This window comes from Pseudomonas sp. PDM20 (assembly GCF_014852575.3).
In the GTDB taxonomy this organism is placed as follows: domain Bacteria; phylum Pseudomonadota; class Gammaproteobacteria; order Pseudomonadales; family Pseudomonadaceae; genus Pseudomonas.
The window spans coordinates 6,587,490-6,610,434 of the sequence record NZ_CM181224.1 but is presented as its reverse complement, the minus strand read 5'-3'; the positions used below and the strand labels follow the sequence as shown (position 1 = coordinate 6,610,434).

Sequence of the window (22,945 nt, the reverse complement as noted above, 5' to 3'; positions counted from 1 at the left end):
AAGTCTGTTGAAAAACCTGTGAGCCGATCTCCGGGATCGGCCCCTGGCAGCTCTCGTCAGCTCTCCGACTGGCGCCGCCGCTGGCGATACTCGCCCGGCGTCAGCCCGGTCCAGTGGCGGAAGGCACGGAAGAACACGCTGGGCTCGGAATATCCGAGCAGGGCGGCGATATCCGTGGCCGGCAGGTTGCCTTCCCCCAGATAGCGCTCCGCCAATTGCCGCCGGGTATCGGCCAGCAGCTGTTGATAACTGCTGCCTTCCTCCGCCAGCCGGCGTTGCAGCGTGCGTTCGCTCAGGCCCAGTTCGCTGGCGACGGCAGCACGGCCGGGTTCGCCGCGGGTCAGTTGCTCGCCGAGCAGGGCGACTACCCGGCCACTGACACTGGCGCTGGGCAGGCGGGCGAGCAGGCCCTCCGCGTGCTGGCGCAACAGATCACGCAGCGGCGGGTTGGCCTGCGGCAGCGGAGTATCGATGAGCGCCCGGGGCAGGCCCAGGGCATAGTCCGGTGCGTCGAATTGCAGAGGGCAGTCGAAGGCCTTTTCGTAGTCCGCGAGGCTTTCCGGCTGGCTGTGGATGAAACGGCAGCCGGCCAGTTGCAGGCCGCTGAGCAGGGCGCGCAACTGCCGTGACCAGAACCCCAGCAGCGCCAGCGCGCGGGCGCGGGTGGCTGGCGGTTCCGGGTTCAGCGGGCGGTAGCTCACCCAGATGATCTCGGCCTGGGCCTCGATGGATACCTGGCCGCCTTCGCCCACCAGGCGCTGGTAGCGCATGGCCGACTCGAGGGCGTCACCCATCGTGGTGCTCGACTGCAGCAGGTAGCCCAGCGCGCTGAAGGATGCCGGTGACAGCGCACGGCCCATGGCCAGGCCGGGCTCGTCATGCTTCAGGTCGGTCTGGATCACCTGCCACATGCGCTCCTGCAACGCGAAGTCGATGCGCGCGTCCGGGTCGCTGAGCTGGGATTCTTGAATGCCGCTGGCGGCGAGCAGGGCGTCGCGGTTCAGACCGAGACGCACAGCCGCCAGCAGGATGGCCTGGGTCAGGCTGGCGCTGACCGAGGGAGGGCGTTGGGATTGAGTGCATGCTTCCATGGCGGCGGATTCTGCCCGAACCCTGGGCGTCGTGATATCAGGACTTTGTAGGGGCTGGCGAAGGTTCCGACGGAACGTTCGCACAGGCCCCCTGGCCATCAACCCGTCGCGCTGGAGCCGGGGGGAGCCGGCCGCTGGTGATCCTGTACCGCTTCGACTTCGCGTTCGACGAAGTCTTCGTCTTCCACAGGTTCGCCGATTGCCGAACTGCTGGCATCGGGGTTGTCCAGCACAGCATAGGCGATGGCGCAGAACAGCGAGTTCAAGCGTTTCATGTCGCTGATCAGATCAAGGTGCAGCGAGCTGGTCTCGATGCTCTGCACCACCTGCTGGCGCAGGCGGTCGACGTGGGAGTGGGCGAAGCGTCGTTCCTGCAGGCGGAAGCGCTGCTTGGCGCGGCGCAGGCGCTTGGCGCCTTCCTGGTCGCCATTGAGGAACACCGAGAGCGACAGGCGCAGGTTGGCCACCAGTTGGCCGTGCAGCACGGTGATCTCCTCCAGGCCGTTGTCGGAGAAGGAGCGGCTGCGCGAAGTCTTCTTGTCCTGCACGGCGCCGAGCATGTGCTCGATGATGTCGCCGGCCTGCTCCAGGTTGATCGCCAGTTCGATGATCTCCGCCCAGCGGCGGCTGTCGGCTTCGCTCAGGTCCTCGCGGGGCATGCGTGCCAAGTACAGCTTGATCGCGGTGTAGAGCGCGTCGACATCGTCGTCCTGCTTGCGGATTTCCTTGCCCAGCAGCGGATCGCCGCTGTGGATAACCTGCATCAGGTTGTTCAGCATCTGCTCGACGATATCGCCCATGCGCAGGGTTTCGCGCACCGCGTTGACCAGCGCCAGGCTCGGCGTATCCAGCGCCGCCGGATCAAGGTGGCGCGGGCGGACGGTGTCTTCCGGGGAATGGCGGTCGGGCATGATGCGCGTGCAGAAAGCCGCCATCTGCCCGGTCAGCGGCAGGCAGGCGAGGCAGCGGGTGGCGTTGTAGAGCACGTGGAAGGCGATCACCAGTTCGGCGGTGCTGAACTGCCAGTGGTCGATCCACTCGGCCAGCGGGCCCACCAGCGGCAGCACCAGGGCGCAGCCGGCGACCTTGAACAGCAGGCTGCCCAGCGCCACGCGGCGACCGGCGGCGTTCTGCGAGGAAGCACTGATCATCGCCAGGATGCCGCTGCCCAGGTTGGCGCCGACCACCAGGCACAGCGCCACTTTCAGCGAGATCACCTTGGACGCCGCCAATGTTGCCGTGAGCAGGACGGCGGCCAGGCTGGAGTAGGAAATCATCGCGAACAGTGCGCCAGTCAGGGCGTCCAGCATCACGTCGCCGGTGAGGCTGGAGAACAGCACCTTCACACCCTTGGCCTGGGTCATGGGCTCGGCGGCGGCGACGATCAGCTGCAACGCGAGGATGATCAGCCCCAGGCCGATGAATACCCGGCCCAGCTGGCCGAGGCGCGTCTGCTTGCGGCCGAGGAAGAAGATCACCCCGAAGAAGATCAGCAGCGGCGACAGCCAGGACAGGTCCAGGGTCAGCACCCGCGCCATCAGCGCCGTGCCGACGTCGGCGCCGAGCATGATCGCCAGCGCCGGCGCCAGAGCCATCAACCCGGTGGCGACGAAGGAGGTGGCCAGCAGCGCCGTGGCGTTGCTGCTCTGCACCAGGGCGGTGACGCCGATGCCGGCGGCGAAGGCCAGCGGGCGCTTCTCCACGCTGCGGCTGAGGATTTTTCGCAGGTTACTGCCGTAGACCCTGAGGATGCCGGTGCGGACGATATGTGTGCCCCACACCAACAGGGCGACGGCAGAGAGCAGATCGAGCAGTTTGAGCATGTCGGGCCCCCTCGCACTCAAGCGGGCCCGTGGGCGGTGCGTCCGTCAACGGACCCTGTAACGACCTCGCCCGCGGCTCCGTACAGACAGCGCGGAGGGCCGAGAAGGACACGGCAACGCTCAGGCGATTGTCACAAGACTGTCATGGTAGACCCCCGTTCTTCCTTGAGGGTTCGCCAAATCTCTGATTTGCCGGCAATCCTGTCTGTCAGTAAAGCCGATCAAAAGCGGATGCGAGCGCCTTTGCATCGGTTATTTCGCACGGAATGGCGAGCGGTAATGTCTAGACTGCCTGTCCACTTGCTGAAAGAAACACACCAAGGGTCGAGGAGTAGTCCCATGCGTTGGTCGTTCCCCCTCCTGATTGCGCTGGCGGTTACCGGTTGTGGCGACAAGTCGGCGTTGCCATTCACCGCCGGTACCGGGCCGCAACCGCAGCTGCCGGAACCGCAGAGCAGCCTGCTGCCTACCGTCAACATCGCCAATGCCACCGGCTGGCCTGCCGACCAGAAGCCGCGAGCGGCCGAAGGCCTGGAAGTGCAGCGCTTCGCCGACAAGCTCGAACACCCGCGCTGGCTTTACGTGCTGCCCAACGGCGACGTGCTGGTGGCGGAAAGCTCGGCGCCGCCCAGGGAAGAGTCCGGGGGACTGAAGGACTGGGTCGCCGGCAAGGTGATGGAGAAGGCCGGTGCCAACGTACCTAGCGCCAACCGCATCACCCTGCTGCGCGATACCGATGGCGACGGCGTGCCGGAGCAGCGCAGCGTGCTGCTCGAGGGTTTGTTCTCTCCCTTCGGCATGGCCCTTGTGGATAACTGGCTGTACGTCGCCAATGCCGACGCGGTGGTGCGTTTCCCCTACAAGACCGGCGAGACGACGATCAGCGCCAAGGCCGAGAAGGTCGTCGACCTGCCGGGCGGGCCGATCAACCACCACTGGACCAAGAACATCCTCGCCAGCCCTGACGGCCATTACCTCTACGCCACCGTCGGCTCCAACAGCAACGTCGGCGAGAACGGCCTGGATGCGGAGAAGAACCGCGCGGCGATCCTGCAGATCGACCTGTCCAACCGCAACGTGCGGGTGTTCGCCTCCGGCCTGCGCAACCCCAACGGGCTGGATTGGGAGCCCAACAGCGGCGCCCTGTGGACAGCCGTCAACGAACGCGACGAACTGGGCAACGATCTGGTGCCCGACTACATGACCTCGGTGAAGGACGGCGGCTTCTACGGCTGGCCCTGGAGTTATTACGGCCAGCATGTGGATAAACGCGTTGAGCCGCCGCGCCCGGACAGGGTGGCGGAGGCGCTGGTGCCGGATTACGCCCTCGGCGCGCACACCGCTTCCCTCGGCCTTGCCTTCTATCAGGGCAGTCTGCTGCCGGAGCGCTATCGTGGCGGGGTATTTATCGGCCAGCACGGCTCGTGGAACCGCAAGCCGCGCAGCGGCTACCAGGTGGTGTTCATCCCCTTCGGCGGCGGCAAGCCCAACGGCCAGCCGGTGACGGTGCTGGACGGCTTCATCAACGACAACGACGAAGCCATGGGCCGGCCGGTCGGCGTCGCTGTGGATAAGTTCGGCGGCCTGCTGGTGGCCGACGATGTGGGTAACACCGTCTGGCGCCTGCGCCCGGCGACCCTGAAGTGAATCGACAAGGAGAAAGCATGGCGATTGCCCGGCGTATTGCCCTGATGACCTTGCTGCTGGCGCTGGGCGCCTGCAGCAGCCTGTTCGGCACGCGCGACCCGCTGAACATCGATCTGGTCGGCCTGGAGCCGGCCACCGGGCAGGGCATGGAAGCGCGCTTCACGGTCAAGCTGCGGGTGCAGAACCCCAATGACCAGGCCATCGACTACAACGGCATCGCCCTGGACCTGTCGGTGAACGGCCAGCCGCTGGCCAGCGGGGTGAGCGACGCCAGCGGGCAGGTGCCGCGCTTCGGCGAAACAGTGATCAGCGTGCCGGTGAGCATCTCGGCCTTTTCCGCCTTCCGCCAGGCCTGGGGCCTGTCCGGCGGGCCGCCGCGCCAGGGCATGCCCTACGAGATCAACGGCAAGCTGGCGGGTGGCCTGTTCGGCACGGTGCGCTTCAACGACAAGGGCGTGCTGAACTGGCCGGAGCCGGTCGCACGCCCTTGACGTCGAGCTGCTGTGGATAAGCCGGGCTGTGGATAGCCCGGCTTTTTATTGCCCGGCTGTTATTCACCGCCGGTGGATAACACTTGTGAATTACTGCCCCGGAATGTCCTTGCGCAGTTTCACCGGGTCTTCCTTCTTGCCGCGCGCGGTGCGCATGCGGATGTTCAGCGCTTCCACCGCCAGCGAGAAGGCCATGGCGAAGTAGACATAGCCCTTGGGCACGTGGACTTCGAAGGCTTCGGCGATCAGCACGGTGCCGACCACGATGAGGAACGACAGCGCCAGCATCTTCAGCGACGGGTGCTTGTCGATGAAGTCGCTGATGGCGCCGGCCGCCAGCATCATCACCAGCACCGCGACAACGATCGCCGCGACCATCACCGGCACATTGGAGACCATGCCCACGGCGGTGATCACCGAGTCCAGCGAGAACACGATGTCGATGATGGCGATCTGGATGATGGTGCCGATGAAGCCGCCCATCACGCTCTTGGGTTCGCCCTCGGTTTCGTCCTCGCCTTCCAGGCCGTGGAAGATCTCGCTGCTGCTTTTCCACAGGAGGAACAGGCCGCCGAAGAACAGGATCAGGTCGCGCCCGGAGATGCCCTGGCCGAACACTTCGAACAGGTCCGCGGTGAGGCGCATGACCCAGGTGATCGAGAGCAGCAGCAGGATGCGCGTGACCATCGCCAGCGCCAGCCCGAAGAAGCGCGTGCGCGGCTGCATGTGCTTGGGCATGCGGCCGACCAGGATGGAAATCATGATGATGTTGTCGATGCCCAGGACGATTTCCAGGGCAGTCAGGGTGAAGAACGCAATCCAGATTTCAGGGCTGGTCAGCCATTCCATTTGAGCGGTACTCGAAGTCAGTCGTTAAAGAGAGGAAAAAGGCCCAGCAGCAGGGCCGCGGCGAGGATCGCCAGGCACACCAGCACGGCCCACTTGAGGGTGAAGCGCTGGTGGTCGCCGAAGTCCACCTTGGCCAGCCCCACCAGCAGGTAGGTCGAGGGCACCAGCGGGCTGAGCAGGTGTACCGGCTGGCCGACGATGGAGGCGCGGGCCATTTCCACCGGGGTGATGCCGTACTGCGCGGCGGCCTGGGAGAGTACCGGGAGCACGCCGTAGTAGAAAGCGTCATTCGACATGAAGAAGGTGAACGGCATGCTCACCAGCGCCGTGATGGTCGCCAGGTACGGCCCCAGCGCCGGCGGGATCACCGCCAGCAGGCTTTTCGACATGGCTTCGACCATCCCTGTTCCGGAAAGAATCCCGGTGAAGACCCCGGCGGCGAAGATCAGCGAGACCACCGCGAGGACGTTCTCGGCGTGGGCGCCGATGCGCTTTTTCTGCTCCATGATGCAGGGATAATTCACGATCATCGCGATACCGAAGGCGATCATGAAGAGAACCGGCATTGGCAGCAGGCCGGCGATCAGGGTGCCCATCAGGACCACCGTGAGCACCGCGTTGAACCACAGCAGCTTAGGCCGGCGCGCTTCGGGGAACTGCGAGACGCTGACCTCGGCCATGGCGTCGTGGTCGGTCGGCAGGTGCAGCTCGCCCAGGCGGGCACGCTCACGTTTGCCGTAGACCCAGGCCAGGCCGAAGATCGCCGCGATGCCGGCAAGCATGGCCGGGATCATCGGCACGAAGATGTCTGCCGGGTCCACGTGCAGTGCGCTGGCCGCGCGGGCGGTCGGGCCGCCCCAGGGGGTCATGTTCAGCACGCCGCTGGAGAGCATGATCAGGCAGGCCATCAGCAGCGGGCTCATGCCCAGCCGGCTGTACAGCGGCAGCACGGCCGCCACGCAGATCATGTAGGTGGTCGAGCCGTCGCCATCCAGCGAGACGATCATCGCCAGCGCGGCGGTGCCCATCGATACCTTCAGCGGGTCGCCCTTGACCAGCCTGAGGATGCGCCGCACCGCCGGGTCGAACAGTCCGGAGTCGATCATGATGGCGAAGTAGAGGATGGCGAACATCAGCATCACACCGGTCGGCGCCAGGGTGCGGATGCCGTCCAGCATCATCGGCCCCAGGCCCTTGGCGAAGCCGCCGAGCAGGGCGAAGGCGATCGGGACCAGGATCAGCGCGATCAGCGCCGACAGACGCTTGGTCATGATCAGGAACATGAAGGTCGCCACCATGGCGAAGGCAAGGAAAGTCAGCATGGGGATAACTCCGGGTCGGCGCGGGGGATTCAGCAGCGGCTGTGGATAAGCACGCGCGGTGCGGACGGAGTCGGGGCGGGTAGGGACAGGAAGCGGGGCATGGGCAATCACCGATTGTTGTTTTTGTACGCTGCGCGAACGCAGGTCCGGCCGGGAGGACCGAGGCGGCGATGCTAGGGGGTCAAGCTTTCAGCAGGCTTTCGTGGACGATGACCGCTGATCGGAGCGATTTCTGTCGGAGCGTGCCCTGCCCGCGACAGCCTGGCAGCGAATCTTCCCCGCGCTGATTCAGCGGCGCTGGAAAGCTTTGGCCGGCGGCTGCCAATCCATCAGCTCGTTCTCCCGCGCCTCGGCGTTGGCCTTGAGCCAGGCGCTCATGCTCTCGCCAATCGCCTTGCCGTAGAGCCTGTGGGAGTAGATCACCCCCGTGCCCACGCCGTTCTCCAGCCGGAGGCGGGTGAAGACCGCTTCGATGAAGCTCGGTTGCGGGAACACGGCGGCAATGAAATAGACCGCGGGCTGACTGCCCCGGGCGGGGCTGGCGTCGACCTTGAGGATCATCGCGCCCTGCTGCTTGTAGTTGTCCAGCACAGCGTTGGCCACGGCCGCCATCTGCTCGGCATTCGTGGCCGCCGTGTAGCGGTGCAGGGTGAGCATGTCCTGCCATTTCGCCAGGTCCGTCTGGCCTTGCGGTGTGAACTCGTGCTGATCCTCCCGCGACCAGCGATGGAAATAGTCAGTGCCGGCGAAGGTGAAGTCCTTCGCCGCATCCGTCGCCCAGCACAGAGGAGCGACCAGAGCCAGCAGAGTCAGCCAGTTGCGCACGGAGTTGCCTCGTTACGAGAGAGAAGCCGAGATCAGCTCAGCCCGATCACACCAGGATCGCCTGCAGCCATTGTGGATCACTGTATTGGCGATAGGCAGCGTCAGCGGATCAGCCGAGTGACTGGATCAGACCCATCACCACCAGCAGACTCGCGCCGGCCAGCAATGTCTGCAGGGTAATGATCCCGGCCATCAGCCCGCTTTCGCCACCCAGTTGGCGAGTCAGCACATAGGCGGTCGGGGCTGTGGGCAAGGCGAAGAACAGCACCAGCAGCGCGCTTTCCAGCGGCGGCAGGGCCAGCAGTCGGGCGATGGCGAAGGCCAGCAGCGGCATGGCCAGCAGGCGGATCGCGCAGTTCCAGCCTAGCGCCGAGACTTCCGCGCGCAGTTCCTGCGGCTGCAGCGCGGCGCCGACGCAGAGCAGGCCCAGCGGCAGGCTGGCCACGGCGAGCAGGTTGAACAGCCGGTCGGTGCCGCCAGGCAGGCCGATACCCGTGACATTGAGCAGAGCGCCGGCCACGCAGGCGAGGATCAGCGGGTTCTTCACGATCGGTAGCAGCAGCGAGCGCAGGCTGATGCCGCGCTCGGCGGTCAGCGCCCACACCGACATCACGTTCACCGTCGGCACCATCAGCGCCAGCATCAGCGCGGCCAGGGTCAGCCCCGGCTTGCCGTACAGGCTGCCGACAGCGGCAAGTCCCAGGTAGGTGTTGAAGCGCAAAACGCCCTGGGCTATGGCGCCGAAACGTGCGGCGTTCCAGCCGCGCAGGCGCTTGACGACCAGCAGGGCGACCCAGGCGATGCCCAGGCCCAGCACCACCGCCAGCGCCTGGCGGGCGAGGCCGGGGTCGTTCAGCGGTGCACTGGCCAGGCTGCTGGCGAGCAGCGCGGGGAACAGGATGAAGTAGTTGAGCCGCTCCGCTGCCGGCCAGAAGGCGTCGCCGGGGAAACCTTTGCGGCGCAGCACGAAGCCGCCGACGATCAGCGCGAACAACGGCCAGAGGGCCTGGAACAGAGCGGTCACGGCAACCCCGCGATGGTGGTGGGAGCGGGCATCTTGCCGAGGGCGTGCGGGAAAGGGCAAGGCGTGTGGATAAGTTTCTCACCTTGCCCGGAGCGGTTTTCCACAGTCATCAGCGCTGTGGAAAACCTTGTCCACAGGCTCAGCGGCGGAAGCCGCCTCCACCGAAATGGCCCCCGCCGAAATGCCCGCCACCGAAGCCGCCACCGCCCCACTGCCGCTGGGTCTGGTTGAAGCGCTGCTGGCCGATCTGCCGCGACTGGTATTGCTGGTCCAGCTGGCTGCGGACGTTGGCCTGGTTCTGCTGCACCGGTTGCCAGCCGTTGCTGGTGTGCTGCTGCCAGCCGCTGTCGGTGTGCTGGTAGACGTTGCCGTCGTGGCCGGCGTAGACGTCGCCGTTCTTCCAGGCCACGGCGTTGCCGGTGCGCCGGTTGTAGCTGATGCCCTGGTTCTGCTTGTCGTAGCTGCCGCGTCCGTCGTCCACGTCGCCGGAGACGCCCCGCTCGGCGATGGTGGTGCGGCCGGTCTGGGCGTTGTGGGTAGCGACCTGGCGTCCTGCGACGAAGTCACCGCTGTCGGTATGCGCCGCCACACCGCTGCGGCCGGCGCCGGAGATGCCGGTGGATGCGTTGGAGAAGGAGCCGCGCCGGCCTGCTGCGGCGTCATCGCTGTACGGGTTGAAGGCAGCCCCGCGGGCGCCTTCGTAGTGCGTCCCGGTGCGCGGGTTGTAGCCCACCGCCGAGCTGCCCTGCCACTGGGTGCCGGTCCAGCCGTTGTAGCCATAGGCGTGGGTGACCGTGCCCTGGCCCCAGCGGCCGTAGAAGTTCGCCTGGTTCACGTTGGCGTAGCTCCAGCCGCCGTGCGGATAGGGGCCCCAGTACGGGCCCCAGTAGGGTTCCGGAGAGCCCCAGTAGGCGCCCGCCGCGTAACCGAAGGCGAAGCCGGTCAGCGCGCCCACGGCAAAGCCTGCGCCGTAGCCGTAGGTCGGCGGATAGCCGTAGTAGACGGTCTGGCTGACGTAGGCCGGGTAGGTGTAGCCGGTGCCGTAGACCACCGTGCCGTCGCTGTTCACCACCACGCCCAGGTAGCCGGGGGTGTAGCCCACCACCACGGTCTGCGGGGTGACCGAGTAGATGTGCACGTAGGTCACGTAGTACACCGGCGAGCTGGGCGGGATGCCGTAGATCGCCGCCGGCACCTCGGTTGCCACCTGCCAGGGCCCCGTGGGACTGGGGGCAACGAACCAGACGCCGTTGGTGACGGCGAAGAACTGGTTGGCGGCGACCTCGATCACCGGCGTCGGCGTGTTCACCGCGTACTGCAGGCTGGTCCCGCTGATGGGCTGGAAGCTGGGCGCGCCGTCGTAGCTGACCTTCATGGTCGCCTTGCTGCGCGAGACCGAGGCCGTCTGCGGGATGCTCGCAGCGATGGCCGCTTCCTTCGCCTGCGGGGTGCCGGGCACCGATACCAGTACGTTGGCCTTCGGGTCCCTGGGCGAGATTTTCGCGAAGTCGGCGGGCAGGTCCTTGCCCTCGACGAACTGCCACGGCCCCTGCTCGCCGGGGCCGCTGAACCAGCGGCCGGAGAGCAGCACGTACCAGGTGTTGTGGGTCGGATCGACGAACACCGCGTGGTCGGCATTCTTCATCGTCAGCAGGCTGACGCCGTCCACCGGCTGCATCTGTGCGGTACCGTCGCTGACGATCAGCTCGGTGGGGCGGGTCGCCACCAGGATCGCCGGCGCCTTGCCCGGCACCTTGCCGTCCTTGGGCAGCAGGGCGTCCACCGGGCCGGCTTTCTCCGCCACCTGCTGCGCATTGAGCAGCGCCTTGGGTGGCTGGCTCAGCACCAGCCAGCTGCCATCCAGTGCCTGGGCCGTGTACCAGTTGCCGGCGGCATTGAGGTAGTGGTTGCCCTGGGCGTCGCGCAGGACCAGTACGCGGCTGTTGAGTACGCGCTGGAAGTCGCTGCTCGGCAGTGCCTGCCAGTTCGGCTGGCCATCGATCATCACCAGCACCGTCGGGGTCGCGGCGAAGACGATCTGCGGCGCGTCGTTCTTCACCTGCACATGGCGCAGCTGGTCGAGCTGCTGGTTCACCGCGTAGCTGGCCTGCAGCTCATCGAGGGAGACGGTCAGGCCGTCCCTGGGCAGGCGCGCCACCAGCGCGTCGCGCACCTTGCCGGCGCTGTCCGGGGCGGTGGGTACTTCCACCTTGTCGATGCGCAGGTCGGTGAGCTGCACCAGCCCCGTGGCCTTGTCGATGGCGGCGGCCGCGGAGAACTGCGCCACGCCGTAGGTCGGTGCGCCGTTGGCGGGGCCGATGGCGATGGCCGCGCGGCCACTCATGCGGGTGCCGTCCCAGCCCTCGATCTGCGGCTGGAAGATCTGCACGTGCTGCTCGCCCAGGGCGAAATCCCGCGGCCATTTCAGCTCGGTGACGGCGGGGGCCTGGGGATCGGCGGCGACGGAAAGAGCGGGGTGCAGCGACAGCCCGATGGCGAGCGCCAGGGCCGACAGAACGGGACGTAAAGCCATGTTGGAAACCTTCCTTGAGGAGAGCTGCGTTCAACCTTAGTGCAGCGCGAAACAACCCGCGCGTGTCGGAGTTCTCCCCTGCGCCATGCTGGTGCAATTTCGCCGGCAAGGCAGCTTTTTCTTATGGCGCAACGACATATTTAATAATTTTCCGAGCCTCCCGCTTCGGCGACCATCGGTCTGTCAGACATGTCGCGAGACAAAGCCTTCAGACGCTGAGCCATAGAGCTCGATGCCGCGCATGTCCCGGTTTTACCGGCCTTCTGGCCACTGCCGCAGTAAATCAACAAAAAAGCCAAACGGCTGTGGGAGTGCTTCATGATCAAGTCCTTGCTCGTGCGTTCCATCGCGTGTTCCGCCCTGGCTCTCGCCGCCGTTTCTGGCGCGCAGGCCGGCACCCTGTCCATCGGCCACACCACCTGGGTCGGCTACGGCACCCTGTACCTCGCCCGCGACCTGGGCTACTTCAAGGAACAGGGCCTGGACCTGCAGCTGACCACCATCGAGGAAGCCTCGATGTACATGGCGGCCCAGGCTTCCGGCCAACTGTCCGGCTCCGCCTCCACCATCGACGAAATTCTCAAGTACCGGCCCAAGTTCTGCTTCAAGGCCGTGGCCGCACTGGACGACAGCCATGGCGGCGACGGCGTGCTGGTGGGCAAGGACGTCACCTCGCTGGCCCAGCTCAAGGGCCAGGAGGTGGCGGTCAACGAAGGCTCCGTCTCGCAATTCTGGCTGGCCTACCTGCTCAAGCACGCCGGCATGAACATGAGTGACATCAAGGTGCAGAACATGACCGCCGATGACGCCGCCAGCGCCTTCATCGCCGGCCGCGTGCCCGCCGCCGTGACCTGGGAGCCGCATCTCTCGCTGGTGCGCGAGAAGCAGCAGGGCAAGGTGCTGGTGGACAGCTCCACCACTCCCGGCGTGATCGTCGACGTGGTCGCCCTCAACTGCGACGTCATCGAGAAGCAGCCCGAGGACGTGAAGGCCCTGGTGAAAGGCCTTTACAAGGCCGTGCAATACACCAAGGAGCACCCGGACGAGGCCTACGCGATCATGGCCAAGGGCGTCGGCGGCTACCTCTCCGATCCCAAGGCCCTGGCCGATGCCGCCAAGGGCGTGCGCTTCTACGACAAGGCGATGAGCGAGCAGCTCATTGGCACCCCCGGCAAGCCCGGTGACATCAAGGGTTTGATCCGTCTCGCCAACGAGACCTGGAGCGGCCTGCAGGGCAAGCGCCTGGAAGTCAGCTACGACGACCTGGTCGACCCGCGTTTCGTCTCCGAGTAACCGTCTCACTCTCTGTCCCCGCGGGCGGCCCGGCGCCGCTCGCCTGGAGGAATCCGCGATGCCTCGTCGTTCGCAATCCTGGCTCAGCCGTTGCCTGACGCCCAAGGTCGACCTGCCATTGAAGCTGGTCTGGTCCGCCGGCACGCTGTGCTGGCTGCTCGTGTTCGGCCTGTGGGCCGGGCTTTCCTACGGTGGCGTGGTGCCGGCGATGTTCCTGCCGACCCCGGACGCGGTACTCGCGGCCGGCGTACGCCTGGCCAGCGACGGCACCCTTGCCACCCACGTGATGGCCAGCGTCAAGGTGGTGATGATCGGCTTCATCATCTCCTCGCTGGTGGCGGTGCCGCTGGGGCTGCTGATGGGCAGCTTCCGCATCGTCCAGGCCTTCCTCGAACCGCTGGTGAACTTCATCCGCTACCTGCCGGTGACCTCCTTCGTACCGCTGTTCATCCTGTGGATCGGCATCGGCCTGGAGCAGCGCGTCACCGTGATCATCTTCGGCGTGTTCTTCCAGCAGCTGGTGATGATCGCCGACGTCTCCCGCGGCGTCGCCAAGGACCTGGTGAACGCCTCCTACACCCTGGGCTGCAACCGCCGCGACGTGGTCCTCCATGTGCTCGGCCCGGCCTCGCTGCCCGGCGTGCTCGACACCCTGCGCGTGACCATGGGCTGGGCCTGGACCTACCTGGTGGTCGCCGAACTGGTCGCCGCCTCCAGCGGCCTGGGCTACATCAGCCTCAAGGCCATGCGCGGCTTCCAGGTCGACGTGATCTTCCTGGCAATTGCCATCATCGGCCTGCTGGGCCTGATCACCGACCAACTCTTCCGATTCATCCGACTGAAGGTGGCGTCATGGGCGCAGTAGCGATCAAGCAGGAAGAACAGGCCGTGACCGGTCAGCAACCTGCCAATCCGGCCCGCCTTCGGGTCGAAAACGTCAGCCTGCGCTACCGCACGCCGGACGGCGGCACCTTCAGCGCGCTGGAAAACGTCTCCTTCGAGGTGCCGGACCAGCAGTTCGCGGTGATAGTCGGGCCATCGGGCTGCGGCAAGTCGAGCCTGCTCTACCTCACCGCCGGCCTGTCCGAGCCCACCGAGGGCGATATCTACGTCGGCGGCCAACTGGTCGACGGCCCCGGCGCCGACCGCGGCATGGTGTTCCAGAGCTACACCCTGTTCCCCTGGCTCACCGTGCGCCAGAACGTCGAGTTCGGCCTCAAGCGCCGCGGCATGCCGGCGGCCGAGCGCCGCGAGATCGTCGACTACTACCTCGACGAAGTCGGCCTGCGCCGCTTCGAGAACAACTACCCCAAGCAGCTTTCCGGCGGAATGATGCAGCGCGTGGCGATTGCCCGCGCGCTGGCCAACGACCCGCAGATCCTGCTGATGGACGAGCCCTTCGGCGCGCTCGACAGCCAGACCCGCATGCAGATGCAGCAACTGCTGCTGCGCGTGTGGGACCACAGCAAGAAGACCGTGGTGTTCGTCACCCATGACATCGACGAGGCCATCCTGCTGGGCGACCGCGTCTACGTCATGGGCGCCCGCCCCGGCCGCATCAAGCAGGTCCTCGACGTGCCCATCGAGCGACCGCGCTCGCTGGACATGGTCATGGACCGCCAGTTCATCGAGATGAAGCGCGAAATCCTCGGGCTGCTGCACGACGACCTGGAAGAAGCGCACTGACCTGCCGCCGGCTGGCGCCTCCTGCAGGGTGCCGGCCGATGCGGTGATCCGCTGCAGCACCGTTCGGCCCCCTCTTCCTCCGGGAGAGGGTTGGGGTGAGGGGTTCTGCGATTCACGCAAGACTCACGGGGAGCCCCCATGTCCTTCACCCAAGATTCCACCTACGACTACCTCATCGTCGGCGCCGGCTCCGCCGGCTGCGTGCTGGCCAACCGCCTGAGCGCCGACCCATCGGTGAGCGTCTGCCTGCTGGAAGCCGGCGGCAGCGACGCCAGCCCGCGCGTGCAGACCCCGGCCGGCACCATCACCCTGTACAAGAGCAAGGTGTTCAGCTGGAACTTCTATTCCGCGCCGCAGAAGCGCCTGAACAACCGATCACTGCACTGCCCGCGCGGCAAGGCGCTGGGCGGCTCCAGCTCGATGAACAGCATGATCTACATCCGCGGCCACGCTTCCGACTACGACCGCTGGGAGGCCGAAGGCTGCCCCGGCTGGGGCTGGAAGGATGTGCTGCCGTTCTTCAAGAAATCCGAGCGCAACCTGCTCGGCCAGGACCCGGCGCTGCACGGCACCCTGGGCGAACTGGTGGTGGACAAGCCGCGCGACCCCAACCCGCTGTCGCACCTGTTCATCAAGGCCGCCGCGCACCTGGGCCTGCGCCGCAACGATGACTTCAACGGCCGCGAGTTCGAAGGCGTTGGCATCTACAACGTGACCCAGAAGGACGCCAAGCGCCTGAGCAGCTACCGCGCCTTCGTCGCGCCGCTGCAACGCCCGAACCTCACCGTGCTGACCGAGCGCCAGGTGGGCCGCCTGCTGCTCGAAGGCGAGCGCGTCACCGGCATCGAACTGCGCAGCGGCGAACGTCTGCAGGCGCGTCGCGAGGTAATCCTCACCGCCGGCGCCCTCGGCTCGCCGCAGATCCTGCTGGCCTCCGGCATCGGCCCGGCGGCCGAGCTGAAAGCCGCCGGCATCCCGGTGAAACACGACCTGCCGGGCGTGGGCAAGAACCTCCAGGACCACCTCGACGGCCTGGTCACCGTGCGCTCGCCGAGCCCGCTGAGCCTGGGCTTCTCCCTCGGCTCGCTGCCGCAGATCCTGCTTTCGCCGTTCAAGTACCTGCTGGCGAAGAAGGGCTGGCTGACCACCAACTACGTCGAGGCCGGCGGATTCGCCCGTACCCCTCTGGCGGATGGTCTGGCCGACGTGCAGTTCCACTTCGTGCCCGGCTACCGCAGCCATCGGGGCCGCCTGTTCGAATGGGGCCATGGCTACGCCGTGCACACCTGCGTGCTGCGGCCGAAAAGCATTGGCGAGTTGCGCGTGAAGCCCGGTGGCGACATCGAGATCGACTACAACTTCCTCGCCAACGAGGAAGACGGCCGCGTGCTGGTGGAAGGCGTGAAGCTGGCGCGCAAGATCCTCGCCCAGCCGGAGTTCGACAGCATCCGTGGCGCCGAGATGCTCCCCGGCCCGCAGGTGCAGACCGATGAGCAACTGATGGAACACCTGCGCGAATACGCCGCCACCGTGTTCCACCCGGTGGGCACCTGCAAGATGGGCGAAGACCCGCAGGCGGTGGTCGACCTGCGCCTGCGCGTTCACGGCCTGAAGGGCCTGCGCGTGGTGGACGCGTCGATCATGCCGACACTCATCAGCGGCAACACCAACGCACCCTGCATCATGCTCGGCGAGCGCGCGGCGGCGATGATCCTGGAAGAGAGCAGCGCGACGTCGGCCGCTCCCGCCCAGGCAGTCCCGGCCTGATAGCGCAGTGGTAGGGGGAATAACCTGGAACAGGTTATCCGCCGTTTTCTGCGCCCTACGACGGCATCCCCATTGGCTCTGCCGTCACCGGGAAGCTCATTCGTAGGATGGGTGGAGCTTGCGATACCCATCGTCGAGTTTGCCGGTGATCGATGGGTATCGCTTCGCTCCACGCCATCCTACGCGGTGCCCCGGTCAATCTTGTGGATAACGGAGCTAGAGCCCCAGATCGCTGAGCGACGGATGATCGTCCGGCCGGCGGCCCTGCGGCCAGCGGAACAGGCGCTCGTCCTCGCTGATCGGCAGGTCGTTGATACTGGCGTGACGCTCGAACATCAGGCCGTGCTCGTCGAAGGCCCAGTTCTCGTTGCCGTAGGAACGGAACCAGTTGCCCGAGTCGTCGTGCCACTCGTAGGCGAAGCGCACGGCGATGCGGTTGTCGGTGAAGGCCCAGAGTTCCTTGATCAGCCGATACTGCTGTTCGCGCACCCACTTGGCAGTGAGGAACTGGACGATCTGCTCGCGGCCCTGGACGAAGGTCGCGCGGTTGCGCCAGCGGCTGTCCGGCGTGTAAGCCAGCGACACGCGATGCGGATCGCGGCTGTTCCAGCCGTCCTCGGCGAGGCGGACTTTCTGGATGGCGGTTTCGCGGGTGAAGGGCGGCAGAGGGGGACGGGCTTCGCTCATGGTGGTCTCCAAAGGCAGTGAGGGTTTGAACCTGATCTGCATACTCCGCCCGGCCCCGAATGGGGTAAATGACGGTAATCCCACAGATATTGCCAACTTGCTTTTCGTAGCAGCGGAACTCCAGAAACGTAGGGCGCATAACCCGGAACGGGTTATCTGCCATGGCGGATAACGCCGTAGGCGTTATGCGCCCTACAGGTTTCAGGCTTTGGCAGCGACCTTGCGCAACCCCACCCGGTCCTGGCTCGGGCACACCCCGAACTTCGCCCGGTAGCTGCGCGACAGGTACGAGGGCGTCTCGAAGCCGCAGGCCACGCCGATCTCCAGCACGCTCATGTCGGTCTGGCGCAGCAGCTGGCGTGCCTTGTCCAGGCGCAGGCCGAGGTAGAAGTTCGATGGCGTGTCGTTGAGGTGCAGGCGGAACAGGCGCTCGAGCTGGCGCCGGGTCACCTGGATGCGTTCGGCCAGCTCCAGCGTCGACAGCGGCGGCTCGGTGTGACGCTCCATCTCGCCGATCACCTGCACCAGCTTGCGGTTGTTCACCCCGTAGCGGCTGGCGACCTGCAGGCGCTGGTGGTCCTGGCGGGTGCGGATGCGCCCGACCACGAACTGCTCCGAGACCTGCACCGCCAGCTCCGGCCCGTGGGCCTGGGCGATCAGGTCGAGCATCAGGTCGATGGATGCGGTGCCGCCGGCTGAGGTGATGCGCGGCCCGTCGATCTCGAACAGCTCCTGGGTCGCCTGCACCTGTGGATAAGTCTCCCGGAAGGCGTCCAGCGCCTCCCAGTGCACCGTGCAGCGCTGGCGCTGCAGCAGCCCGGCCTCGGCCAGCACGAAGCTGCCGGTGTCGATGCCGCCCAGGGTCACGCCGTCGCGGTCCAGGCGCTTGAGCCAGTGCAGCAGCGCCGGGGTGCAGGCGCGCAGCGGCTCGAAGCCGGCCACCACCAGCAGGGTGTCGCCCGCGCGCAGCGCTTCCAGGCCACTGTCGGCGTTCATCGACATGCCGTTGCTGGCCAGCACCGGCCCACCGTCCAGGCTCATCAGGTGCCAGCGATACAGCTCGCCGCGAAAACGGTTGGCCACCCGCAGCGGCTCCACGGCGGAGACGAAACCCATCACCGAAAAACCGGGCAACAGCAGGAACCAGAAGTCTTGGGACATGGCGGGTACCGTGCAATTGGGGGCAGCGTAGTGGCCGCTGAGCCCATGCTTATGAACCAAGGACGTCGCCCTGGCAATCGGGGAGGTCGCTGCTGTGCAAGAGCTGGTCGCCGCAGTGCGATCCACCACCCCTGCAGCTGCGTAACTTGATCACCACAGCCCCCCGTGAGGGGCCGCATGACACACAACAACGATAACCAATGCCGCAAAGGCCTTGAGGGAGAAGTCATGAAGCTATCGATCCAAGCGCTCGGCTGTGCCGCGCTCATGCTCGCCGCCAGCACCAGCTGGGCCGCAGAGCCCGCCCAGTGCCAGAACGTGCGCATGGGCACGGTGAACTGGACCGACGTGGTGGCCAGCAGCGCCGTGGCCGAGGCCGTGCTCGACGGCCTGGGCTACAAGGTCAAGCAGACCAGTGCCTCGCAGCAGATCATCCTGGCCGGCATGGCCGACAAGCAGCTCGACGTCTTCCTCGGCTACTGGCAACCGACCATGCAGCCGGTGGCCAAACCCTACCTCGACAAGCAGCAGATCGACGTGATCACCCCGCCGACCCTGCCCGACGCGCAGTCCACCTACGCCGTGCCCAGCTATGTCTACGACGGCGGACTGAAGACCTTCGCCGACATCGCCAAGTTCAAGGACAAGCTGAGCAACAAGATCTACCTGATCGAGCCCGGCAGCGGCTCCAACCGCATCACCGCGAAGATGATCGCCGACGACAAGTTCGGCCTGAAGGGCTTCCAGATCGTCGAGTCCAGCGAGGCCGGCATGCTCACCGCGGTCAAGCGCGCCATCAAGCGCAAGCAGTGGGTGGTGTTCTTCGGCTGGAAGCCGCACCCGATGAACCTGCAGATCGACATGAAATACCTCACCGGCAGCGACGACGTATTCGGCCCCGACGAAGGCTCCGCCACCGTCTCGATCATGACTGCGGGCGGCTACCAGGCGCAGTGCGGCAACGTCGCCAAGCTGCTGCACAACCTCAAGTTCAGCAGCGAGCAGGTGAGCCAGGTGATGGTGCCGATCCTCGACCGCAGCCAGCCGGTGGACGCCGCCAAGGCCTGGCTGAAGCAGAACCCCGAGCCGCTCAAGGCCTGGCTCGACGGCGTGACCACCTATGACGGCAAGGACGGCCTCGCCGCCGTCCAGGCCTCGCTGAAATAGCGCCCGGACAAACACCTCCCACCAGCAACTCCCTGCGCGCCGCCCGGCGCGCAGTGGGTTCGTTCGACCCGAAGAAGGACAGCCACCGTGAACCATGAAGTGATAGTCACCTGCGCGGTGACCGGCGCCGGCGATACCGTCGGCAAGCACCCGGCCATTCCCGTCACCCCCAAGGAAATCGCCGCCGCCGCCATCGAGGCCGCCAAGGCCGGCGCCACCGTCGCCCACTGCCACGTCCGCGACCCGCAGACCGGCAAGCCCAGCCGCGACGTGAACCTCTACCGCGAAGTGGTCGAACGCATCCGCGAGAGTGACACCGACATCATCATCAACCTCACCGCCGGCATGGGCGGCGACCTGCAGATCGGCCAGGGCGAGCAGCCGCTGGAGTTCGGCGCCGGCACCGACCTGGTCGGCCCGCTGGAGCGCCTCAAGCACGTCGAGGAGCTGCTGCCGGAAATCTGCACCCTGGACTGCGGCACCCTGAACTTCGGCGACGGCGACTTCATCTACGTCTCCACCCCGGCCCAGCTGCGCGCCGGCGCCAAGCGCATCACCGAACTGGGGGTGAAGGCCGAGCTGGAAATCTTCGACACCGGCCACCTCTGGTTCGCCAGGCAGATGCTCAAGGAAGGCCTGCTGGAAGACCCGTTGATCCAGATCTGCCTCGGTATCCCGTGGGGCGCACCGGCCGACACCACCACCATGAAGGCCATGGCCGACAACATCCCCGACGGCCTGACCTGGGCCGGCTTCGGCATCGGCCGCTCGCAGATGCCGATGGTCGCCCAGGCCATGCTGCTGGGCGGCAACGTGCGGGTCGGCCTGGAGGACAACATCTGGCTGGACCGCGGCGTGCACGCCAGCAACGGCCAACTGGTCGAGCGCGCCATCGAGATCATCGAGCGCCTCGGCGGCCGCGCCCTGAGCCCGGCCGAGGGGCGCAGGAAGATGAACCTCAAACCCCGTTGATTGCGAACCGTAGGGCGAGTAACCCGGAACGGGTTATCCGCCGCCGAACTGGATCGGCGGATAACGCTGCGCGTTATGCGCCCTACGAAGAACCCGACGCCCCGCCCACTTTCCGGAGCCACCCATGTCCTTCATCACCCAAATCAAGACCTTCGCCGCCCTCGGCAGCGGCGTCATCGGCAGCGGCTGGGTCGCCCGCGCCCTGGCCCATGGCCTCGACGTCATCGCCTGGGACCCGGCTCCCGGCGCCGAAGCCGTGCTGCGTGCGCGAATCGCCAACGCCTGGCCGGCCCTGGAAAAGGCCGGCCTCGCCCCCGGCGCCTCGCCCGATCGCCTGCGCTTCGTCGCCACCATCGAAGAATGCGTGCGCGATGCCGACTTCATCCAGGAAAGCGCCCCCGAACGCCTCGACCTGAAATGCGAGCTGCACGCCAAGATCAGCGCCGCCGCCAAGCCCAATGCCCTGATCGGCTCCAGCACCTCGGGCCTGCTGCCCAGCGAGTTCTATGCCGACGCCACGCACCCCGAGCGCTGCGTGGTCGGCCACCCGTTCAACCCGGTCTACCTGCTGCCGCTGGTGGAAGTGGTGGGCGGCGCGAAGACCGCGCCGGAAGCGGTGCAGGCCGCCATCCAGGTCTACCAGTCCCTCGGCATGCGCCCGCTGCACGTGCGCAAGGAAGTCCCCGGCTTCATCGCCGACCGCCTGCTCGAAGCCCTCTGGCGCGAAGCGCTGCACCTGGTCAACGACGGCGTTGCCAGCACTGGCGAGATCGACGACGCCATCCGCTTCGGCGCCGGCCTGCGCTGGTCCTTCATGGGCACCTTCCTCACCTACACCCTGGCCGGCGGCAACGCCGGGATGCGCCACTTCATGGCCCAGTTCGGCCCGGCGCTGCAGCTGCCCTGGACCTACCTGCCCGCCCCGGAGCTGACCGACACCCTGATCGACCGCGTGGTCGAAGGCACCGCCGAGCAGCAGGGCAGCCGCAGCATCGCCGAACTGGAGCGCTACCGCGACGACTGCCTGCTGGCGGTGCTCGGCGCCATCAAGGAGACCAAGACCAAACACGGCTTCGCCTTCGCCGACTAACCTCTCATTTCACCGCCCGCTCCGGACGGCCCCCTCTCTCTTCAGGGGGGGGCGCCTAGTTAGAGGGGTGGGGAGAGGGGACCTGAATAGAGAGCCGAAAATGCACGCCCTGAAAACCTACGAAACCCCCATCCTCGCCGAGTGGACCGACTACAACGGCCACCTGCGCGACGCCTTCTACCTGCTGCTGTTCAGCTACGCCACCGACGCCCTGATGGACCACCTCGGCCTCGACGCCGACCACCGCGCGGCGACCAACGATTCACTGTTCACCCTCGAGGTGCACCTCAACTACCTGCACGAGGTGAAGGAGGGTGAGAGGGTCGAAGTGCGCACCCAGCTGATCGCCCACGACCGCAAGCGCCTGCAGGTTTTCCACAGCCTGCACCGCGCTGGAGAAGACCTCGCCCTGGCCGCCAGCGAACAGATGCTGCTGCACGTGAACCTCGAAGGTGGCGCGCGCTCGGCGCCCTTCGAAGGCGTCGTGCTCGAGCGCGTGCTGGCGCTGGCCGAGGCCCATCGCCCATTGCCGCGCCCGGATTACGTGGGCCGCGTCATCGGCCTGCCGGGCTGATTCGCCGTGAGCCGGCGCTATCCGCTGTCCGATGCCATGCAGGCCTTCGTCGCCGAGACGGAGGCCCACCCACTGGAAGGCCCCACGCTCGCCGCCCAGCGGGAAAACTACGAGCGCATGGCCGCCGCCTTTGCGCCACCGGTTCCGCCGGGCCTGCTGGTCCGCGACGTACAGCCTGACGGCCTGGTCGAGCTGCGCCTCTACCGGCCCGAAGGCGCGCCACCGGCGAATGGCTGGCCGACAATTTTCTACATCCACGGCGGCGGCTGGGTGCTGGGCAACGCCCGCACCCACGACATGATCTGCATTCCCCTGGCCGCCGAACTGGGCGCGCTGGTGGTCGCCATCAGCTACCGGCTGGCGCCCGAGCACCCTTATCCCGCGGCCCTCAACGACTGCCTCGACACCTGGCGGCGGATTCACCGGGACGGCCTCGGCGAGCCTGTGGATAAAACCCGTATCGCGGTCGCCGGCGACAGCGGCGGCGCCAACCTCGCCGCCGCGCTGTGCCTGGCCCTGCGCGGTAGTGGTGAAGCGCTGCCGCTGGCCCAGGCGCTGATCTACCCCGCGCTGGGCAACCTCGACACACCCTCGCGCACCACCTGCGCCGACGCACCGCTGATGACCAGTGCGGCGGTGGACGACTACCTCGCCGCCTACCTCTCGCGCCCCGCCGACCGGCGCGATCCGCTGGCGCTGCCACTGCTCGCCGAAAACCTCGGCGGCCTGCCACCGGCCTTCGTCGCCGTCGCCCAGTTCGACCCGCTGCGCGACGACGGCGCGCTGTACCGCGACCGCCTGCGTGAGGCCGGCGTGGCGGTGGATTACTTCCCCGGTGCCGGACTCGTCCACGGCTGCCTGCGCGCCCGGCGCGTGGCGGAAGTGGATGCCCTGCGCGGCGCCCTGATCGCGGCCCTGCGCCGAAGCCTGAGCTGACAAGGAG

Annotated in this window: 21 protein-coding genes; 11 read left to right on the top strand and 10 right to left on the bottom strand. The window is 66.8% G+C overall.

Going from position 1 to position 22,945, the window contains the following annotated elements:
- Positions 1–56: 56 nt before the first annotated feature.
- Both IB261_RS30305 and IB261_RS30300 read right to left on the bottom strand, forming a co-directional pair.
- The gene (locus IB261_RS30305; protein WP_081519011.1) at positions 57–1,091 is read right to left on the bottom strand and encodes an AraC family transcriptional regulator; all 1,035 of its coding nucleotides are present in this window, start codon (positions 1,089–1,091) and stop codon (positions 57–59) included.
- Between the two features lie 98 nt (positions 1,092–1,189).
- Positions 1,190–2,914 carry a Na/Pi cotransporter family protein gene (locus IB261_RS30300; RefSeq protein ID WP_081519012.1) on the bottom strand — a complete coding sequence of 575 codons (1,725 nt, stop codon included), beginning with the start codon at positions 2,912–2,914 and terminating at the stop codon, positions 1,190–1,192.
- Positions 2,915–3,253: 339 nt separating this feature from the next.
- Here IB261_RS30300 and IB261_RS30295 point away from each other — a divergent pair, with 339 nt between their 5' ends.
- Positions 3,254–4,561 (top strand): PQQ-dependent sugar dehydrogenase, encoded by a 1,308-nt coding sequence (locus tag IB261_RS30295; protein WP_192383507.1) that lies wholly within the window; start codon positions 3,254–3,256, stop codon positions 4,559–4,561.
- A gap of 17 nt (positions 4,562–4,578) precedes the next feature.
- A complete protein-coding gene (locus IB261_RS30290) occupies positions 4,579–5,052 on the top strand; it encodes an LEA/WHy family protein (protein WP_081519014.1) in 474 nt (157 codons plus the stop codon).
- A gap of 90 nt (positions 5,053–5,142) precedes the next feature.
- Here IB261_RS30290 and IB261_RS30285 read toward each other — a convergent pair whose 3' ends face one another.
- The 6 genes from IB261_RS30285 to IB261_RS30260 form a co-directional block, all read right to left on the bottom strand.
- Positions 5,143–5,901 carry a TerC family protein gene (locus IB261_RS30285; RefSeq protein ID WP_081519015.1) on the bottom strand — a complete coding sequence of 253 codons (759 nt, stop codon included), beginning with the start codon at positions 5,899–5,901 and terminating at the stop codon, positions 5,143–5,145.
- 17 nt (positions 5,902–5,918) lie between these two features.
- Positions 5,919–7,223: a CitMHS family transporter gene (locus IB261_RS30280; RefSeq protein ID WP_081519016.1), complete on the bottom strand. Its 1,305-nt coding sequence runs from the start codon at positions 7,221–7,223 to the stop codon at positions 5,919–5,921.
- 288 nt (positions 7,224–7,511) lie between these two features.
- The gene (locus IB261_RS30275) at positions 7,512–8,048 is read right to left on the bottom strand and encodes a hypothetical protein (protein WP_218035500.1); all 537 of its coding nucleotides are present in this window, start codon (positions 8,046–8,048) and stop codon (positions 7,512–7,514) included.
- Positions 8,049–8,157: 109 nt separating this feature from the next.
- On the bottom strand, positions 8,158–9,132 hold the full coding sequence (locus IB261_RS30270; RefSeq protein ID WP_192210497.1) for an AEC family transporter: 975 nt from the start codon (positions 9,130–9,132) through the stop codon (positions 8,158–8,160).
- 79 nt (positions 9,133–9,211) lie between these two features.
- On the bottom strand, positions 9,212–11,605 hold the full coding sequence (locus IB261_RS30265) for a carbohydrate-binding family V/XII (RefSeq protein ID WP_192383508.1): 2,394 nt from the start codon (positions 11,603–11,605) through the stop codon (positions 9,212–9,214).
- Positions 11,606–11,745: 140 nt separating this feature from the next.
- Positions 11,746–11,925, bottom strand: a complete 180-nt coding sequence (locus tag IB261_RS30260; RefSeq protein ID WP_139791602.1) for a hypothetical protein — start codon at positions 11,923–11,925, stop codon at positions 11,746–11,748.
- On the opposite strand from IB261_RS30260, the gene IB261_RS30255 reads away from it, so the two are divergent.
- From IB261_RS30255 to IB261_RS30240, 4 genes are all read left to right on the top strand, one after another.
- On the top strand, positions 11,924–12,898 hold the full coding sequence (locus IB261_RS30255; protein ID WP_138213492.1) for an ABC transporter substrate-binding protein: 975 nt from the start codon (positions 11,924–11,926) through the stop codon (positions 12,896–12,898). The genes IB261_RS30260 and IB261_RS30255 overlap by 2 nt on opposite strands.
- Before the next feature lie 58 nt (positions 12,899–12,956).
- Positions 12,957–13,763 carry an ABC transporter permease gene (locus tag IB261_RS30250; RefSeq protein WP_024764976.1) on the top strand — a complete coding sequence of 269 codons (807 nt, stop codon included), beginning with the start codon at positions 12,957–12,959 and terminating at the stop codon, positions 13,761–13,763.
- A complete protein-coding gene (locus IB261_RS30245) occupies positions 13,751–14,584 on the top strand; it encodes an ABC transporter ATP-binding protein (protein ID WP_192383509.1) in 834 nt (277 codons plus the stop codon). The genes IB261_RS30250 and IB261_RS30245 overlap by 13 nt, the downstream gene beginning before the upstream one ends.
- A gap of 138 nt (positions 14,585–14,722) precedes the next feature.
- Complete coding sequence (locus tag IB261_RS30240; RefSeq protein WP_192383510.1) at positions 14,723–16,351, top strand: GMC family oxidoreductase; 1,629 nt, start codon at positions 14,723–14,725, stop codon at positions 16,349–16,351.
- 216 nt (positions 16,352–16,567) lie between these two features.
- On the opposite strand, the gene IB261_RS30235 is transcribed toward IB261_RS30240, so the two are convergent.
- Both IB261_RS30235 and IB261_RS30230 read right to left on the bottom strand, forming a co-directional pair.
- Positions 16,568–17,038 (bottom strand): nuclear transport factor 2 family protein, encoded by a 471-nt coding sequence (locus IB261_RS30235; RefSeq protein WP_192225669.1) that lies wholly within the window; start codon positions 17,036–17,038, stop codon positions 16,568–16,570.
- A gap of 201 nt (positions 17,039–17,239) precedes the next feature.
- Positions 17,240–18,199: a GlxA family transcriptional regulator gene (locus tag IB261_RS30230; RefSeq protein WP_081519023.1), complete on the bottom strand. Its 960-nt coding sequence runs from the start codon at positions 18,197–18,199 to the stop codon at positions 17,240–17,242.
- 228 nt (positions 18,200–18,427) lie between these two features.
- Between IB261_RS30230 and IB261_RS30225 the strand changes: the two genes are divergently transcribed.
- The 5 genes from IB261_RS30225 to IB261_RS30205 all read left to right on the top strand — a co-directional run bounded on the left by IB261_RS30225 (position 18,428) and on the right by IB261_RS30205 (position 22,938).
- Positions 18,428–19,366 carry a choline ABC transporter substrate-binding protein gene (locus IB261_RS30225; RefSeq protein WP_081519024.1) on the top strand — a complete coding sequence of 313 codons (939 nt, stop codon included), beginning with the start codon at positions 18,428–18,430 and terminating at the stop codon, positions 19,364–19,366.
- Positions 19,367–19,453: 87 nt separating this feature from the next.
- Entirely contained in the window at positions 19,454–20,338 is an 885-nt protein-coding gene (cdhC, locus tag IB261_RS30220; RefSeq protein WP_151188814.1) for a 3-dehydrocarnitine:acetyl-CoA trimethylamine transferase CdhC, read from the top strand.
- Positions 20,339–20,462: 124 nt separating this feature from the next.
- Complete coding sequence (locus IB261_RS30215; RefSeq protein WP_192383511.1) at positions 20,463–21,428, top strand: L-carnitine dehydrogenase; 966 nt, start codon at positions 20,463–20,465, stop codon at positions 21,426–21,428.
- Between the two features lie 100 nt (positions 21,429–21,528).
- Complete coding sequence (locus IB261_RS30210; protein WP_192383512.1) at positions 21,529–22,002, top strand: thioesterase family protein; 474 nt, start codon at positions 21,529–21,531, stop codon at positions 22,000–22,002.
- Between the two features lie 6 nt (positions 22,003–22,008).
- On the top strand, positions 22,009–22,938 hold the full coding sequence (locus tag IB261_RS30205) for an alpha/beta hydrolase (RefSeq protein WP_192383513.1): 930 nt from the start codon (positions 22,009–22,011) through the stop codon (positions 22,936–22,938).
- Positions 22,939–22,945: the final 7 nt, after the last annotated feature.

Coding starts and splice junctions, on each gene's coding strand:
- IB261_RS30295 (WP_192383507.1), top strand. CDS start 3,254: ATGCGTTGGTCGTTCCCCCTCCTGATTGCGCTGGCGGTTACCGGTTGT.
- IB261_RS30285 (WP_081519015.1), bottom strand. CDS start 5,901: ATGGAATGGCTGACCAGCCCTGAAATCTGGATTGCGTTCTTCACCCTG.
- IB261_RS30240 (WP_192383510.1), top strand. CDS start 14,723: ATGTCCTTCACCCAAGATTCCACCTACGACTACCTCATCGTCGGCGCC.
- IB261_RS30300 (WP_081519012.1), bottom strand. CDS start 2,914: ATGCTCAAACTGCTCGATCTGCTCTCTGCCGTCGCCCTGTTGGTGTGG.
- IB261_RS30255 (WP_138213492.1), top strand. CDS start 11,924: ATGATCAAGTCCTTGCTCGTGCGTTCCATCGCGTGTTCCGCCCTGGCT.
- IB261_RS30265 (WP_192383508.1), bottom strand. CDS start 11,605: ATGGCTTTACGTCCCGTTCTGTCGGCCCTGGCGCTCGCCATCGGGCTG.
- IB261_RS30260 (WP_139791602.1), bottom strand. CDS start 11,925: ATGAAGCACTCCCACAGCCGTTTGGCTTTTTTGTTGATTTACTGCGGC.
- IB261_RS30280 (WP_081519016.1), bottom strand. CDS start 7,223: ATGCTGACTTTCCTTGCCTTCGCCATGGTGGCGACCTTCATGTTCCTG.
- IB261_RS30230 (WP_081519023.1), bottom strand. CDS start 18,199: ATGTCCCAAGACTTCTGGTTCCTGCTGTTGCCCGGTTTTTCGGTGATG.
- IB261_RS30245 (WP_192383509.1), top strand. CDS start 13,751: ATGGGCGCAGTAGCGATCAAGCAGGAAGAACAGGCCGTGACCGGTCAG.
- IB261_RS30250 (WP_024764976.1), top strand. CDS start 12,957: ATGCCTCGTCGTTCGCAATCCTGGCTCAGCCGTTGCCTGACGCCCAAG.
- IB261_RS30225 (WP_081519024.1), top strand. CDS start 18,428: ATGAAGCTATCGATCCAAGCGCTCGGCTGTGCCGCGCTCATGCTCGCC.
- IB261_RS30215 (WP_192383511.1), top strand. CDS start 20,463: ATGTCCTTCATCACCCAAATCAAGACCTTCGCCGCCCTCGGCAGCGGC.
- IB261_RS30210 (WP_192383512.1), top strand. CDS start 21,529: ATGCACGCCCTGAAAACCTACGAAACCCCCATCCTCGCCGAGTGGACC.
- IB261_RS30235 (WP_192225669.1), bottom strand. CDS start 17,038: ATGAGCGAAGCCCGTCCCCCTCTGCCGCCCTTCACCCGCGAAACCGCC.
- IB261_RS30290 (WP_081519014.1), top strand. CDS start 4,579: ATGGCGATTGCCCGGCGTATTGCCCTGATGACCTTGCTGCTGGCGCTG.
- IB261_RS30305 (WP_081519011.1), bottom strand. CDS start 1,091: ATGGAAGCATGCACTCAATCCCAACGCCCTCCCTCGGTCAGCGCCAGC.